The organism is Pseudomonas sp. S04 (assembly GCF_009834545.1).
GTDB lineage: Bacteria > Pseudomonadota > Gammaproteobacteria > Pseudomonadales > Pseudomonadaceae > Aquipseudomonas.
Genome location: NZ_CP019427.1, coordinates 1,710,328 through 1,725,637 on the forward strand (window position 1 = coordinate 1,710,328; position 15,310 = coordinate 1,725,637).

At 62.6% G+C, this 15,310-nt stretch carries 18 protein-coding genes; 15 read left to right on the forward strand and 3 right to left on the reverse strand.

Annotated features, from left to right (window positions below; all coding sequences use genetic code 11):
- Nucleotides 1-24 precede the first annotated feature (24 nt).
- From PspS04_RS07500 to PspS04_RS07515, 4 genes are all read left to right on the forward strand, one after another.
- The gene (locus tag PspS04_RS07500) at nt 25-813 is read left to right on the forward strand and encodes a ParA family protein (RefSeq protein ID WP_095169963.1); all 789 of its coding nucleotides are present in this window, start codon (nt 25-27) and stop codon (nt 811-813) included.
- 1 nt (nt 814) lies between these two features.
- Nucleotides 815-1,657 carry a CheW domain-containing protein gene (locus tag PspS04_RS07505; RefSeq protein ID WP_159994416.1) on the forward strand — a complete coding sequence of 281 codons (843 nt, stop codon included), beginning with the start codon at nt 815-817 and terminating at the stop codon, nt 1,655-1,657.
- A gap of 76 nt (nt 1,658-1,733) precedes the next feature.
- Nucleotides 1,734-2,219: a chemotaxis protein CheW gene (locus PspS04_RS07510; RefSeq protein ID WP_095169961.1), complete on the forward strand. Its 486-nt coding sequence runs from the start codon at nt 1,734-1,736 to the stop codon at nt 2,217-2,219.
- Nucleotides 2,220-2,612 (forward strand): DUF2802 domain-containing protein, encoded by a 393-nt coding sequence (locus PspS04_RS07515; protein WP_095169960.1) that lies wholly within the window; start codon nt 2,220-2,222, stop codon nt 2,610-2,612. It abuts the gene before it with no gap.
- Between the two features lie 1,614 nt (nt 2,613-4,226).
- Here the strand turns inward: PspS04_RS07515 and PspS04_RS07520 are convergent.
- Together PspS04_RS07520 and fliK are read right to left on the reverse strand one after the other, a co-directional pair.
- A complete protein-coding gene (locus PspS04_RS07520; RefSeq protein ID WP_095169958.1) occupies nt 4,227-4,556 on the reverse strand; it encodes an EscU/YscU/HrcU family type III secretion system export apparatus switch protein in 330 nt (109 codons plus the stop codon).
- Nucleotides 4,553-6,118, reverse strand: coding sequence for a flagellar hook-length control protein FliK (gene fliK / locus PspS04_RS07525; RefSeq protein ID WP_159994418.1), 1,566 nt, complete (start codon nt 6,116-6,118; stop codon nt 4,553-4,555). Before fliK ends, PspS04_RS07520 begins: the two co-directional genes overlap by 4 nt.
- A gap of 261 nt (nt 6,119-6,379) precedes the next feature.
- Here fliK and ccmA point away from each other — a divergent pair, with 261 nt between their 5' ends.
- From ccmA to PspS04_RS07580, 11 genes are all read left to right on the forward strand, one after another.
- Entirely contained in the window at nt 6,380-6,961 is a 582-nt protein-coding gene (gene ccmA, locus PspS04_RS07530; protein WP_237234965.1) for a cytochrome c biogenesis heme-transporting ATPase CcmA, read from the forward strand.
- Entirely contained in the window at nt 6,958-7,626 is a 669-nt protein-coding gene (gene ccmB, locus PspS04_RS07535; RefSeq protein WP_095169955.1) for a heme exporter protein CcmB, read from the forward strand. Before ccmA ends, ccmB begins: the two co-directional genes overlap by 4 nt.
- 77 nt (nt 7,627-7,703) lie before the next feature.
- Nucleotides 7,704-8,459, forward strand: coding sequence for a heme ABC transporter permease (locus tag PspS04_RS07540; RefSeq protein ID WP_095169954.1), 756 nt, complete (start codon nt 7,704-7,706; stop codon nt 8,457-8,459).
- On the forward strand, nt 8,456-8,632 hold the full coding sequence (gene ccmD / locus PspS04_RS07545; protein WP_095169953.1) for a heme exporter protein CcmD: 177 nt from the start codon (nt 8,456-8,458) through the stop codon (nt 8,630-8,632). The genes PspS04_RS07540 and ccmD overlap by 4 nt, the downstream gene beginning before the upstream one ends.
- Complete coding sequence (gene ccmE, locus PspS04_RS07550; RefSeq protein ID WP_159994420.1) at nt 8,629-9,084, forward strand: cytochrome c maturation protein CcmE; 456 nt, start codon at nt 8,629-8,631, stop codon at nt 9,082-9,084. The genes ccmD and ccmE overlap by 4 nt, the downstream gene beginning before the upstream one ends.
- A 3-nt stretch (nt 9,085-9,087) precedes the next feature.
- Entirely contained in the window at nt 9,088-11,076 is a 1,989-nt protein-coding gene (locus PspS04_RS07555) for a heme lyase CcmF/NrfE family subunit (RefSeq protein ID WP_159994422.1), read from the forward strand.
- Nucleotides 11,073-11,609: a DsbE family thiol:disulfide interchange protein gene (locus tag PspS04_RS07560; RefSeq protein ID WP_095169950.1), complete on the forward strand. Its 537-nt coding sequence runs from the start codon at nt 11,073-11,075 to the stop codon at nt 11,607-11,609. Before PspS04_RS07555 ends, PspS04_RS07560 begins: the two co-directional genes overlap by 4 nt.
- Nucleotides 11,606-12,079 carry a cytochrome c-type biogenesis protein gene (locus PspS04_RS07565; protein WP_095169949.1) on the forward strand — a complete coding sequence of 158 codons (474 nt, stop codon included), beginning with the start codon at nt 11,606-11,608 and terminating at the stop codon, nt 12,077-12,079. The genes PspS04_RS07560 and PspS04_RS07565 overlap by 4 nt, the downstream gene beginning before the upstream one ends.
- Nucleotides 12,072-13,280 carry a c-type cytochrome biogenesis protein CcmI gene (ccmI, locus tag PspS04_RS07570; RefSeq protein WP_159994424.1) on the forward strand — a complete coding sequence of 403 codons (1,209 nt, stop codon included), beginning with the start codon at nt 12,072-12,074 and terminating at the stop codon, nt 13,278-13,280. The genes PspS04_RS07565 and ccmI overlap by 8 nt, the downstream gene beginning before the upstream one ends.
- Nucleotides 13,281-13,295: 15 nt before the next feature.
- The gene (locus PspS04_RS07575; protein WP_095169947.1) at nt 13,296-13,706 is read left to right on the forward strand and encodes a hypothetical protein; all 411 of its coding nucleotides are present in this window, start codon (nt 13,296-13,298) and stop codon (nt 13,704-13,706) included.
- A 108-nt stretch (nt 13,707-13,814) separates the two neighbouring features.
- The gene (locus PspS04_RS07580) at nt 13,815-14,213 is read left to right on the forward strand and encodes a RidA family protein (RefSeq protein WP_159994426.1); all 399 of its coding nucleotides are present in this window, start codon (nt 13,815-13,817) and stop codon (nt 14,211-14,213) included.
- Between the two features lie 58 nt (nt 14,214-14,271).
- Here PspS04_RS07580 and PspS04_RS07585 read toward each other — a convergent pair whose 3' ends face one another.
- The gene (locus PspS04_RS07585; protein ID WP_095169945.1) at nt 14,272-15,270 is read right to left on the reverse strand and encodes a sulfate ABC transporter substrate-binding protein; all 999 of its coding nucleotides are present in this window, start codon (nt 15,268-15,270) and stop codon (nt 14,272-14,274) included.
- Nucleotides 15,271-15,310: the final 40 nt, after the last annotated feature.

Here is a 15,310-nt window from a genome sequence, read left to right on the forward strand (position 1 = left end):
ATACGACCGGGAGGAACGAACTGAATGAGAGTCTGGGCAGTTGCCAATCAAAAGGGTGGTGTTGGTAAAACCACTTCCTCCATCGCTTTAGCCGGGTTGCTGGCTGAGGCGGGCAAGCGCGTGGTCGTGGTCGATCTCGACCCCCACGGCTCCATGACCAGTTACTTCGGTTACGACCCGGACAGCCTGGAACACAGCTGTTACGACCTGTTTTTGCATGGCGGCAGCGTGCCGCAAGGCCTGCCCGGGCAGTTGTTATTGCCCACCAGCGACGAACGTATTTCCCTGTTGCCGTCGAGCACCGCGCTGGCCACCCTGGAGCGCCAGTCGCCGGGCAAGAGCGGCCTGGGCCTGGTGATTGCCAAGAGCCTGGCGCAGTTGTGGCAGGATTTCGATTACGCCCTGATCGACAGCCCGCCGTTGCTCGGCGTGCTGATGGTCAATGCCTTGGCGGCAAGCCAGCAACTGGTGATCCCGGTGCAGACCGAGCACCTGGCGGTCAAGGGCCTGGAGCGCATGGTCAACACCCTGGCGATGATCAATCGCTCGCGCAAGCAGGCGTTGCCGTTCAGCATCGTGCCGACCCTGTTCGACCGTCGCACCCAGGCCTCCCTGAGCACTTTGCGGGTGCTGCGCGATATGTACCCGGATGACATCTGGCAGGGCTATATCCCGGTCGACACAAGGCTGCGCGATGCCAGCCGCGCCGGTCTTACGCCTTCGCAGTTCGACGGCAAGAGCCGTGGCGTGCTGGCCTATCGTTCGTTGCTCAAGCACCTGCTGGCGCAACAACTTGTCGCGCAGGTGGCTTGAGATGAATCGGCCGCTGAAAACCACCTCACGCCCGCAACTGGCGCTGCAATCCTACCTCGACGCCTTGCTGCAGGACGCCACCGAAGAGCAGCCGGTGGAGGTGAGCTCGGTCATCGAAGTGCTCGAGGTGATCGAAACCCAGGGGGCGCTGGACGAGTTCCAGGCGGCGGTGCTGCAAGAGCAGGCGCGCGATGCCCAGCCTCCTGTGGTCGAGTTGCCGCAAGTGAGCTTGGTCGAGGCGGTGGTCCCGGCACCGGCTGCCCCGGTGTTGCCGTTGCTGCACACGCTGGTCGAGCCGGTGGCCGACGTACACCTGCCGCCGAGCACCACACCACCGCCCGTGGACAGCGATGGTCGGCCGAGCTGGGCCGCCGAGCCGTTCGAATGCCTGTTGTTCGATGTCGCAGGTTTGACCCTGGCGGTGCCGCTGGTGTGCCTGGGTTCGATCTATCCCCTGGCCGGGCATGAGCTGACGCCTTTGTTCGGCCAGCCGGAGTGGTTCCTGGGGATCCTGCCGAGCCAGGCCGGCAACCTCAAGGTGCTGGATACCGCACGCTGGGTGATGCCCGATCGCTACCGCGACGACTTTCGCCAGGGCCTGCAATACGTGATCTCGGTGCAGGGCTACGAGTGGGGGCTGGCGGTGCATCAGGTCAGCCGCTCGTTGCGCCTGAACCCCAACGAAATCAAATGGCGCAGTCATCGCGGGCAACGGCCATGGTTGGCCGGCACCGTGATCGAACACATGTGCGCCTTGCTCGATGTCGCGCAACTGGCCGAGTTGATCGCCAGCGGCGGGGCCAAACACATGGGCACGCGCAAGCCGCTGCACTCACTGACATAACAAGCCACTGGCCGCCCGTCGTGGCGGCCAGGCAGAACACACACCGCCATCGGCGGTTTTTTTAAGGGGTCAGGGTATGAATGATAAGGCGTCGTCAGCAAAGGGTTCCGAAGATCCGATCCTGCAATGGGTAACCTTCAAGCTGGACAATGAAACCTACGGGATCAACGTGATGCGCGTCCAGGAAGTCCTGCGCTACACCGAGATCGCGCCGGTGCCGGGTGCACCCAGCTACGTGCTGGGCATCATCAACCTGCGCGGCAACGTAGTCACCGTGATCGACACCCGCCAGCGCTTCGGCCTGATGAATGCCGAGATCAGCGACAACACCCGGATCGTGATCATCGAGGCCGACAAGCAAGTGGTCGGGATCATGGTCGACAGCGTGGCGGAAGTGGTTTACCTGCGTCAGTCGGAAATCGAGACCGCGCCCAACGTCGGCAACGACGAGTCGGCCAAGTTCATCCAGGGCGTGTGCAACAAGAACAACGAACTGCTGATCCTGGTCGAGCTGGACAAGATGATGAGCGAGGAAGAGTGGTCGGACCTGGAGAGTATCTGATTGATTCTCGAAGCGGCTGTTACTGTCCTGGGGCTGCTGTGGATCGGCAGCCTGGCGATTTTCCTCGCCTATACCCGCAAGCAGCGAGCACTGGCCGTGGTCGCGGCACAAGCCGATGCGCAGCGTGACCAGCGGATCAAGGAACTGGCCCGGCGCGTCGATCATTACCAGGACGGTACGGTGCGCATGGGTGAAGAACTGCAAGAGTTGCGCGTGCTGGTCGAGCCGTTGCCGGACAAACTGACCCGGATCGAACAGCGCGACCCGACCAGCCTGTCATTCGCCCAGGCCGCGCGCCTGGTGGGCATGGGCGCCAGCGTCGACGAACTGACCCACTCCTGCGGCTTGACCCAGGCCGAGGCGGAGTTGATGAGCAAGATGCACAAGGGCTGATTGCGGCTTGCAGGCTCCGGCTTGCCCGCACCGGCCTCATCGCGGGCAAGCCCGCTCCCACAGTAATTTTCGGTGCTTGCGGATCTTGGATACACCCACTGAACCTGTGGGAGCGGGCTTGCCCGCGAAAGGCCTGAGGGCGCTGCTGGGTGTCAGGCTGTATGCGTCATCGTTGACGACCATCGCGGGCAAGCCCGCTCCCACAGTAATTTGCGGTGCTTGCAAATCCTGCATGCACCCACTGAACCTGTGGGAGCGGGCTTGCCCGCGAAAAGCCCGAGGGCGCTGCTGGGTGTCAGACTGTACGCGTCATCGTTGACGACCATCGCGGGCAAGCCCGCTCCCACAGTAATTTGCGGTGCCTGCAGATCTTGGATACACCGACTGAACCTGTGGGAGCGGGCTTGCCCGCGAAAGGCCTGAGGGCGCTGCTGGGTATCAGGCTGTATGCGTCATCGTTGACGACCATCGCGGGCAAGCCCGCTCCCACAGTAATTTGCGGTGCCTGCAGATCTTGGATACACCGACTGAACCTGTGGGAGCGGGCTTGCCCGCGAAAGGCCTGAGGGCGCTGCTGGGTATCAGGCTGTATGCGTCATCGTTGACGACCATCGCGGGCAAGCCCGCTCCCACAGTAATTTGCGGTGCTTGCAGATCTCGCATACACCCACTGAACCTGTGGGAGCGGGCTTGCCCGCGAAAGGCCTGAGGGCGCTGCTGGGTGTCAGGCTGTATGCGTCATCGTTGACGACCATCGCGGGCAAGCCCGCTCCCACAGTAATTTGCGGTGCTTGCAGATCTCGCATACACCCACTGAACCTGTGGGAGCGGGCTTGCCCGCGAAAGGCCTGAGGGCGCTGCTGGGTGTCAGGCTGTATGCGTCATCGTTGACGACTATCGCGGGCAAGCCCGCTCCCACAGTAATTTGCGGTGCCTGCAGATCTTGGATACACCGACTGAACCTGTGGGAGCGGGCTTGCCCGCGAAAGGCCTGAGGGCGCTGCTGGGTGTCAGGCTGTATGCGTCATCGTTGACGACCATCGCGGGCAAGCCCGCTCCCACAGTAATTTGCGGTGTTTGCAGATCTTGGATACACCCACTGAACCTGTGGGAGCGGGCTTGCCCGCGAAAGGCCTGAGGCGCTGCTGGGTGTCAGGCTGTATGCGTCATCGTTGACGACTATCGCGGGCAAGCCCGCTCCCACAGTAATTTGCGGTGCGTGCAGATCTTGGATACACCGACTGAACCTGTGGGAGCGGGCTTGCCCGCGAAAGGCCTGAGGGCGCTGCTGGGTGTCAGGCTGTATGCGTCATCGTTGACGACTATCGCGGGCAAGCCCGCTCCCACAGTAATTTGCGGTGCTTGCAGATCTTGGATACACCCACTGAACCTGTGGGAGCGGGCTTGCCCGCGAAAGGCCTGAGGGCGCTGCTGGGTGTCAGGCTGTATGCGTCATCGTTGACGACCATCGCGGGCAAGCCCGCTCCCACAGTAATTTGCGGTGCTTGCAGATCTTGGATACACCCACTGAACCTGTGGGAGCGGGCTTGCCCGCGAAAGGCCTGAGGGCGCTGCTGGGTATCGGCACCCACCCAACCTGTGGGCGCTGTCACTTCAGTAATCATCCCCGCGATGGGTGATGTCTTTCTCCAGCTGCGTCGTGTCCAGGTCCTGTGTCTGGGCAAACTTGCCCTTCAGGTTCCAGGCAAACGCAATGATCTCGGCAATGGTCCGATACAGCTCTTCGGGGATGCTATCGCCCAATTCCATCCGCGCCAGCAGCCGCACCAGCTCGGCGTTCTCGTAGATCGGTACCTCATGCTCACGGGCGATTTTCAGGATGGCTTCGGCCAGGGCATCGTCGCCTTTGCCGGTGAGCGTGGGGGCGTGCTGGCCGTCGTATTTGAGGGCGATGGCCTGGCGGGGCAGGTTGTGGTGGTTCATGCGGTGTCGTCCACCCAGCGTTGTTCGAGACGGGTTTGTGGGCCTCGGGGGGGAATGCCGAGGTGACAGTCGAGGTCGCCGACGTTCAGGCCGCAGGCATGCAGTTGCGCGCGCAAATGGTCCAGGTGCTGTTCAATCAGGCTGGCGGTGTAGGGGCGTTCGGCCCAAAGCTGGCTGGACAGGCTGCCGCGTACCAGTTGTGCCTGTACCTGCAGTGGTCCCAGGGGCTCAAGGTCGAATGCCAGGTCGACCCGCCACAAGTGTTGGCGGGCTTCGCGTTCGGTGGGTTTTTCCTTGGGATCCCTGGGCGGAGGGTCTTCGCGCTGCACCTTGACCTGCAGTGGCACGATGTCTTGCAGGTTGCGCATGGGGATTTCCAACTGCCAGGTGGTTTGCAGGCGGCCGTCCTCGGTCATGCCGGTCTGTTCCAGGCTCGACAATTGGTGGCTTTGCAGGCGCGAGATCGCGGCGGCGGCCAGGCGCAGCAGGTGTTCCAGGTCGCCTTCCTCGGTCAGCTTCTGCAGCAGCCGCGAGGGCAGGGGAAAGCCACCCGGGGCCGGTTTGGCGCTGACCTGGCCAAGGGTGCCGAGGGCATTGCGCACAAAGCTCGGCAGGGCCTGGGCCAGGGTGTTGGCGGCCAACGCGGCATTGAAGCTGGGATTGGCCGGCAGGCCGGGGGCCAGTTGGGCGATCAGACGCAACAGGTTGCCCTTGAGGTCGTCTGCCGGCGCCGGATTCTGTCCGGCGAGCAATCGGCTTTCGAGAAACAGCCCGCTGTTGGCCAGCGCTTGCGCCAGCCCCTTGGCGCTGCTCAGGTGCTGGACCTCGGGCAGGCTGGCAAGCAGTTTGTCGACGCTGGCGCGAACCTCAGGGGATTGCCCATCGGCCGGCAGGTTCTGCAAGGCCTTGAACACCGCGTCCAGGGAACCCTGGCGACTCTGCTGGGTGTGCAATTGTTGGCTGATCGCCAATTGTTCCTGGCGAGTGCTCAGGGGCACGAAGCTGAGGGTGTGCGCGTCCTGGACCTGGGCACTGAGCAGGGTGCCGATGCGCAGTGGCTGCGGGCTGTCGATGTTCAGAGCGGTGCCGCTGAGCGCGCTGTTGAGCAGGCTGACCATCGAGCGGTACACCGCCGGTTGCCCCGGTGCCTGCGGCTGTAACTGGGTGGTCAGCACCTTGCCCTGCAACAGCGTGCCGACCGGCAGTTGTGTGGTGTCAATGCGCGACAGGGCTGCGGCGTTGCCAGCCAGGCTGGATTGCGGACTGATCGCCAGGCTGCCGGCCGAGGGCTGGGTAATGGCCAGGCTGGCACCCAGGGCCAATGGCAGGCTGCTGGTGGCCGATACGGTGGTCTGGCGCCCACCCGCCAGGGTGATCTTGAGCAGCAGCTGGAACATCTGCTGGTCCTGCTTGAGTGACAGGACTTCGGCCTTGGCGCTCTGCCCGGCACCGATCAGGCCGTCCACCGGGGTCAGCAGCTTGAGCAACTCGCCACTGGCCTGCACGCGCGGCGTGGCAGGTGCCGCGGGGGGCAGGGGAGGAAGGTTGATCTCAGCGGTCATCGGTCACACCCTGTCGAAATTGCCCTCTTGAGAGTAGGACATGACATGTATAATGCCGCCCGTCTCCAAGGACGCGCGGCGCCATCGCGCAGCAAAACCAGCATAAATATTGACCCAGCTCTCTGGAACAGGCCGTCAATGCATCTATGCTGCACCACTTTAACGGCCGATCCACTGCCGACTTGAACCGTAAAGGCCCGCGATCTCTTGACCATCCCTCTACTAGAAGCCGTAGCGCTCGCCTGTGAGCGAGACTGGCGGATGCTCTTCGAAAACCTCGCATTGCGTCTGGATCGCGGCGACATGCTGCAGATCAGCGGCCCCAACGGCAGCGGCAAGACCAGCCTGCTGCGCCTGCTGGCCGGCCTGATGCAGCCGACCAGCGGCCAGGTGTTGCTAAATGGCGAGCCGCTGCACAGCCAGCGGATAGAGTTGGCCCACAACTTGTTGTGGATCGGCCATGCCGCCGGCATCAAGGATCTGCTGAGCGCTGAAGAGAACCTCAGTTGGCTCTGCGCCCTGCACCAGCCGGCCAACCGCGAGGCTATCTGGCAGGCGCTGGCGGCCGTCGGGCTGCGCGGTTTTGAAGATGTGCCGTGCCATACCCTGTCCGCCGGCCAGCAACGCCGGGTCGCTCTGGCGCGGTTGTACCTCGAGAGTCCGGCGCTGTGGATCCTCGACGAGCCGTTCACCGCCCTGGACAAGCAAGGTGTCGCCCAGTTGGAAGAGCACCTGGCCGCCCATTGTGAACAGGGCGGCATGGTGATCCTGACCACCCACCACACCATGACCCGGATGCCGGCCGGTTACCGTGATATCGACCTGGGGCAGTGGGCCGTATGAGTGTTTTTGCGCTGTTGGTGGCCCGCGAGGCCCGGTTGTTGTGTCGCCGTCCGGCGGAGCTGGCCAACCCCTTGGTATTTTTCGCAATTGTTGTCGCATTGTTTCCATTGGCAGTGGGACCTGAGACTCAATTGTTGCAAACCTTGTCTCCGGGCCTGGTCTGGGTAGCTGCCCTTTTATCGGTTTTGCTCTCGCTGGACGGGCTTTTCCGCAGTGATTTCGAGGACGGATCCCTTGAGCAGTGGGTCCTTTCGTCGCACCCCCTGGCTCTTCTGGTTTTGGCCAAGGTACTGGCACACTGGGCGTTTTCCGGCCTGGCATTGGTATTGCTTGCGCCGTTGCTGGCCTTGATGCTCGGTTTGCCTGCCGCCTGTCTGCCGGTTTTGCTCTTGTCGCTGTTGCTGGGTACACCGGTGCTGAGCCTGCTCGGTGCGGTCGGCGCGGCGCTGACGGTGGGTTTGAAGCGTGGCGGCTTGCTGCTGGCGCTGTTGATTCTGCCGTTGTATATCCCGGTGTTGATCCTGGGCAGTGGCGCCTTGCAGGCGGCACTTCAGGGCATGCCGGCGACCGGGTATCTGCTGTGGCTTGGGAGCCTGACCGCCCTGGCAGTTACCCTGACACCCTTTGCAATAGCTGCTGGCCTGAAGATCAGCGTCGGCGAATAATGAGGTCTGGTCAAAAAACGACCAGTAAAGACCCTGGCTTTTCGTGTTGACGAAAAGCAACCGTGATGGAAACAGCAATGAACTGGACCTGGTTTCACAAGCTCGGCTCGCCCAAGTGGTTTTACGGCATCAGCGGCAAAATGCTGCCCTGGCTGAGTATCGCCGCCGTGTTGCTGATCGGCATTGGAGTGGTCTGGGGCCTGGCGTTCGCACCGCCGGACTACCAGCAAGGCAACAGCTTCAGGATCATCTACATCCACGTGCCGGCGGCCATGCTGGCGCAGTCGGTGTATGTGATGCTGGCGGTCTGCGGCATCGTCGGGCTGGTGTGGAAGATGAAGCTGGCCGACGTCGCCCTGCAATGCGCGGCCCCGATTGGTGCCTGGATGACCGCCGTGGCGCTGGTCACCGGGGCGATCTGGGGCAAGCCGACCTGGGGTTCGTGGTGGGTCTGGGATGCGCGACTAACGTCGATGCTGATCCTGCTGTTCCTGTACTTCGGTCTCATTGCGCTGGGCAACGCCATCAGCAATCGTGACAGCGCCGCCAAGGCGTGCGCGGTGCTGGCGATTGTCGGGGTGATCAACATCCCGATCATCAAGTATTCGGTGGAGTGGTGGAACACCCTGCACCAGGGCGCGACCTTCACCCTCACCGAAAAACCGGCGATGCCGGTGGAGATGTGGCTGCCATTGCTGCTGACGGTGTTGGGTTTCTACTGTTTCTTCGGCGCGGTGCTGTTGCTGCGCATGCGCCTTGAAGTGCTCAAGCGCGAAGCCCGGGCCAGTTGGGTCAAAGCCGAAGTGCAAAACAGCCTGGAGGCCGCCTCATGAGTTTTGCTTCATTGGGCGACTTCCTCGCCATGGGCCATCACGGTCTATATGTCTGGTCGGCCTATGGCATCTGCCTGGCGGTACTGGCCCTCAACGTGGTCGCGCCGATCCTGGCCCGCAAGCGTTATCTGCAACAAGAGGCGCGTCGTCTGCGCCGGGAGAACAGCAAGTGAATCCGCTGCGTAAAAAACGTCTGCTCATCATTCTCGCGATCCTGGTGGGGGTTGGCGCTGCTGTCGGCCTGGCCTTGAGTGCCTTGCAGCAAAACATCAACCTGTTCTACACCCCGACCCAGATCGCCAATGGCGAAGCCCCGCAAGATACGCGCATCCGCGCCGGTGGCATGGTCGAGGCCGGTTCCCTGAAACGTTCCGGCGATTCGCTGGACGTGAGGTTCGTCGTCACCGACTTCAACAAATCCGTGACCATCACCTACCGTGGCATCCTCCCGGACCTGTTCCGCGAAGGGCAGGGCATCGTCGCCCTGGGCAAGTTGAATGCCGAGGGCGTGGTGGTGGCTGACGAAGTGCTGGCCAAGCACGACGAGAAGTACATGCCGCCGGAAGTGACCAAGGCGCTCAAAGACAGTGGTCAATCCGCCCCGACACCCGTGAAGGAGGGTTGATCCATGACGTCCGGCATCTTTATTCCCGAGTTGGGCCACCTGGCGATGATCCTCGCCCTGTGTTTTGCCATCGTCCAGGCGATCGTGCCGTTGTTCGGTGCCTGGCGCGGTGACCGCATGTGGATGGGGCTGGCCCAGCCTGCCGCCTGGGGGCAGTTCGCCTTCCTGGCATTCTCCTTCGGCTGCCTGACCTACGCCTTCATGGTCGACGACTTCTCCGTCGCCTATGTGGCCAACAACTCCAACAGCGCCTTGCCGTGGTACTACAAGTTCAGCGCCGTGTGGGGCGCCCACGAAGGTTCGCTGCTGTTGTGGGCGATGATTCTGGGCGGCTGGACCTTCGCCGTGTCGGTGTTCTCGCGGCAATTGCCGCAGGTCATGCTGGCGCGGGTGCTGTCGGTCATGGGAATGATCAGCATCGGCTTCCTGCTGTTCCTGATCCTCACCTCGAACCCGTTCGAGCGCATCCTGCCGCAGATGCCTACCGATGGCGCCGACCTCAACCCGTTGCTGCAGGACATCGGCCTGATCGTTCACCCGCCGATGCTGTACATGGGCTACGTCGGCTTCTCGGTGGCCTTCGCCTTCGCCATCGCCGCCTTGATGGGCGGTCGCCTGGATGCCGCATGGGCTCGTTGGTCACGTCCGTGGACCATCGTCGCCTGGGCGTTCCTGGGCATCGGCATCACCCTCGGTTCGTGGTGGGCCTACTACGAACTCGGCTGGGGCGGCTGGTGGTTCTGGGACCCGGTAGAAAATGCCTCGTTCATGCCTTGGCTGGTCGGCACGGCGCTGATTCACTCCCTGGCCGTGACCGAAAAACGTGGCGTGTTCAAAAGCTGGACCGTACTGCTGGCGATCGCTGCCTTCTCGCTGAGCCTGCTGGGGACCTTCCTCGTGCGTTCCGGGGTCCTGACTTCGGTCCACGCCTTTGCCTCGGACCCTGAGCGTGGCGTGTTCATCCTGATCTTCCTGCTGTTTGTGGTGGGTGGCTCGCTGACCCTGTTCGCCCTGCGCGCGCCGGTGGTCAAGAGCCATGTGGGCTTCAACCTGTGGTCGCGGGAAACCCTGCTGCTGGGCAACAACCTGGTGCTGGTGGTGGCGGCCTCGATGATCCTGCTCGGTACCCTGTACCCGCTGATCCTCGACGCCATGACCGGGGCCAAGCTGTCGGTCGGCCCGCCCTACTTCAACGCCCTGTTCATTCCGTTGATGGCGTTGTTGATGGTGGTGATGGCCGTCGGCGTGCTGGTGCGCTGGAAGGACACCCCGGTGAAGTGGCTGGTGGGCATGCTCACGCCGGTCTTGCTGGGCAGTGCTGCGCTGGCAGTGGTGGCCGGGATCGCCTATGGCGACTTCAACTGGGCCGTGCTGGCGACCTTCATGCTCGCCGCCTGGGTGCTGTTGGCCGGGGTCCGCGACATCCTCGACAAGACCCGCCACAAAGGCCTGATCAAGGGCCTGCCGACCCTGACCCGCAGTTACTGGGGCATGCAGGTCGCGCACCTGGGGATCGCCGTGTGCGCCCTGGGCGTGGTCCTTTCCAGCCAGAACAGCGCTGAGCGCGACCTGCGTCTGGAGCCGGGCGAGTCGATGGAACTGGCCGGCTATCACTTTGTGTTCGAGGGGGCCAAGCATTACGAAGGGCCGAACTTCACCTCCGACAAGGGCACCGTGCGGGTGATCAAGGGCGGCAAGGAAGTCAGCGTGCTGCACCCGGAAAAACGCCTGTACACCGTGCAGAACTCGGTGATGACCGAGGCCGGGATCGACGCTGGTTTCACCCGTGATATCTACGTCGCCCTTGGCGAGCCATTGGGCGAAGGTGCCTGGGCCGTGCGGGTGCACGTCAAGCCGTTCGTACGCTGGATCTGGTTCGGCGGCCTGCTGACCGGCTTTGGCGGGTTGCTGGCAGCGATGGATCGGCGCTATCGGGTCAAGGTGAAAAGCCGGGTGCGTGAAGCACTGGGCATGTCGGGAGCGGCTGCATGAGACGTTGGTTGATGGTGTTGCCACTGGCGCTGTTTCTGCTGGTGGCGGTGTTTCTGTACCGCGGGTTGTACCTCAATCCGTCCGAGTTGCCTTCGGCAATGATCGGCAAGCCGTTCCCGGAGTTCAGCCTGGTCAACGTGCAGGGTGACAAGACCCTGACCCGCGCTGATCTGCTGGGCAAGCCGGCGCTGGTCAACGTCTGGGGCACCTGGTGCATTTCCTGCCGGGTCGAGCACCCGGTGTTGAACAAGCTGGCCGAGCAGGGCGTGGTGATCTACGGGGTGAACTACAAGGACGTGAATGCCGATGCCTTGAAGTGGCTGGCCGAGTTCCACAATCCGTACCTGCTGGACATCCGTGACGAGGAGGGCTCCCTGGGCCTGAACCTGGGCGTCTACGGGGCGCCGGAAACCTTCTTCATCGACGCCAAGGGGATCATCCGCGACAAGTACGTGGGGGTGATCGACGAGGTGGTCTGGCGTGAACAACTGGCGGCCAAGTATCAGGCGCTGGTGGATGAGGCCAAACCATGAAGCGCTGGTTTGCCGCTGTGGTCCTGGGCTTGAGCCTGGCCGGCGTGGCGCATGCCGCCATCGACACCTACGAGTTCGCCAAGGACGGGGATCGCGAGCGTTTTCGCGAACTGACCAAGGAACTGCGTTGCCCCAAGTGCCAGAATCAGGACATTGCCGATTCCAATGCACCGATTGCCGCCGATCTGCGCAAAGAGATTTTCCGCATGCTCGGCGAGGGCAAGGACAACCAGCAGATCATCGACTTCATGGTCGACCGTTATGGCGACTTCGTCCGCTACAAGCCCGCCCTGACCGGCAAGACCGCCCTGTTGTGGTTTGGCCCGGCCGGGCTGTTGCTGGGTGGCGTGGTGGTGATTGCCCTGATCGTCCGTCGTCGGCGCGTTGAACGCGCGGCTGGCAAGGACACGCTTTCTGCCGAGGAGCGCGAGCGCCTCGACCAACTGCTGGACAAAAACACTGATGATTGATTTCTGGCTTGCCGCAGGTCTGCTGCTCCTGGTTGCCCTGAGTTTTCTGTTGATCCCGGTTCTGCGTGGCCGTCGTGCCCAACGTGAAGAGGATCGTACCGCGCTGAACGTGGCGCTTTATCAAGAGCGCGTGGCCGAGTTGCAGACGCAGCAGGCTGAAGGCGTGCTCGATGCTACACAAATGACCGCAGGGCGCGACGAAGCCGCTCGTGAGCTGCTGGCCGACACCGAAGGCGCCGACGCCGGCCGGGTATCCCGCCTGGGCAAGCCGTTGCCGCTGCTGGCGGCAATCCTGGTGCCGGTGCTGGGCCTGGGCCTGTACCTGCACTTTGGTGCCAGCGACAAGGTTGAGCTGACCCGCGAGTTCGCCCAGGCGCCGCAGTCGATGGAAGAAATGACCTTGCGCCTGGAGCGTGCCGTAGCGGCACAACCGGATTCCGCCGAGGGCCTGTACTTCCTTGGCCGTACCTACATGGCCCAGGACCGTCCAGCCGACGCGGCGAAGATCTTCGAGCGGACCGTGGCCCTGGCGGGTCGCCAGCCCGAACTGCTGGGTCAATGGGCCCAGGCCCAGTACTTTGCCGACAACAAGAAATGGTCGGACAAGGTCCAGGCGCTGACCGACGAAGCACTCAAGGCCGATCCAAAGGAAGTCACCAGCCTGGGCCTGCTGGGTATCGCCGCCTTCGAAAGCGAGCGCTACCAGGACGCTATCGACTACTGGAACCGCCTGTTGGCCCAACTGCCGGCCGAGGACGCTTCCCGTGCCGCGCTGCAAGGCGGCATTCAGCGGGCCACGGAAAAACTCCAGGAAAGCGGCGTGACTGTCGCCAAGGCCCCAGCCGTCGCGGCCAAGCCGGTGGCCTTGCTCAAGGTTTCGGTCGACCTGTCGGCCGAGGTCAAGGCCAAGGTCCTGCCAGGTGACAGCGTGTTCATCTTCGCTCGCGCCGTTTCCGGCCCGCCGGCCCCGCTGGCAGCCAAGCGCTTGACGGTTGCCGACCTGCCGGTGACCGTGGAACTGGGCGACGCGGATGCAATGATGCCGCAGTTGAAACTGTCGAACTTCCCTGAAGTCCAACTGGTTGCACGGGTATCCCGCGCCGGCCAACCGACTGCCGGCGAGTGGGTCGGGCGCAGCCAGCCAATGGCCAGCAGCACCACCGCGCCGCAATCGTTGACCATCGACAGCCCGGACCAATAATCAGGAAATGCCGCTATGACCGTACTCGCTCGAATTACCCTGCTCAGCCTGGTTCTAGGGTTAAGCGCCTGTACGGTCCAGCAGCCCACTCCAGACACCAGCCCGTTGCCACCGATCCCGCCGTCGGGCCCGACCACCAAGCCCAAGCCCACGACGGCTCCCGGCAAGCCGGTGACGCCGAACAAGCCGGCCAAACCCTTGCCACGCACCTCCGCCAGTTTCGCTCCGCCACCAGGTGGCAACAGTCATTGGGATGCGAAACTGGGGGTCTACGTCCTCGACGACCAGAGCAACGTCTTCTACCGCCAGCGCACCTATTACCGCTGGGATAACGGCTGGAGCCGCAGCATCAGCCCCCAAGGGCCGTGGGAAGACACCGATATCCATGGCGTGCCTTCGGGGTTGGGCAGGCAGTTCGGGCAGTAGATAAGACCCTTTCGGCTTGATTGGTGAGTTTCCGGATGTTGCGGTCACTGGAACCCTGCTGCCGGTTGATTTAGATTTCCCGGTCATTCCAGGGAGTCAGGAGTCTTCATGCACAAGTCGGTGTTAAATCCCTCCAGTGTTTTCAACTCGCTGCAGTACGGATTCAGCCAGGCGGTTGAGGTTCGTGGCGGGCGTCGGTTGCTGTTGTCCGGCCAGGTCGGTGTCGACGAGCATGAGCGTACGGTAGCGCCTGGCTTGCGCGAGCAGACTGACAAGGCGTTCGATAACATCGAGGCGATATTGCGCGAGGCGGGCGGGGACCTGTCCCATGTGGTGGTGATGCGGATTTACATCGCCGAGACCGCGCGCGATGAACAAGAGCAGATCACCCAGGTGTTGCTGGAGCGCTTCCCAACCAATCCGCCAGCGTCTTCCTGGGTGATTGTCAGTGGGCTTTCGTTGCCGCAGTGGCTGATCGAAGTGGAAGTGGAAGCGATGTTGCCCTAGGACGGGCAGCGACAAAAAAAGGCGACCCGCAGGTCGCCTTTTTTCGTTTCAGTGCAGCTTATTGGCCGCTGTAGATCTTGTCGAAAATCCCACCGTCGTTGAAGTGGGTCTTCTGCACGGTACGCCAGTCACCGAAGGTTTTTTCTACCGACAGGAAGTCGACTTTCGGGAAACGGTCGGTGTACTTGGCCAGCACCGCCGGGTCACGTGGGCGCAGGTAGTTGGCGGCCGCAATTTCCTGACCTTCTGGGGACCACAGGTACTTCAGGTATTCCTCGGCAGCGGCACGGCTGCCTTTCCTGTCGACGACTTTGTCGACCACGCTGACCGGTGGCTCGGCTTCGGCGGAGACGCTTGGGTAGATCACTTCGAACTGGTCGCGACCGAATTCGCGGGCAATCATTTCCGCTTCGTTCTCGAAGGTCACCAGCACGTCGCCGATCTGGTTGGTCATGAAGGTGGTAGTGGCCGCACGGCCGCCGGTGTCGAGGACCGGGGCTTGTTTGAACAGTTTGCCGACGAAGTCCTTGGCCTTGTTCTCATCGCCGCCGTTTTTCAGCACGTAGCCCCAGGCAGACAGGTAGGTGTAGCGGCCGTTACCCGAGGTTTTCGGGTTGGGCACAATCACCTGCACGCCGTCCTTGAGCAGGTCGGGCCAGTCTTTCAGGGCCTTGGGGTTGCCCTTGCGGACGATGAATACGGTGGCCGAGGTAAACGGTGCGCTGTTGTTCGGCAGGCGGGTAACCCAGTTTTCCGGGACCAGTTTGCCGTTGTCGGCCAGGGCATTGATATCGGTGGCCATGTTCATGGTAATGACGTCAGCCGGCAGGCCGTCGATCACCGAACGTGCCTGTTTGCTGGAGCCGCCGAAAGACATCTGCAGGGTGATGGTTTCGTTGTGCTCGGCTTGCCAGTGTTTCTGGAAGGCAGTGTTGTAGTCCTTGTAGAAATCGCGCATCACGTCGTAGGAAACGTTAAGCAAGGTTGGTGCGGCTTGAGCCACGCTAGCGAGGGTCAGGCCAGCGGCCAGGAGTGAGGCGCCAAAGATCTTTTTCACTGCACATTCCTTTTGTTCGAGAGAGTGAAGGCATTTTGCC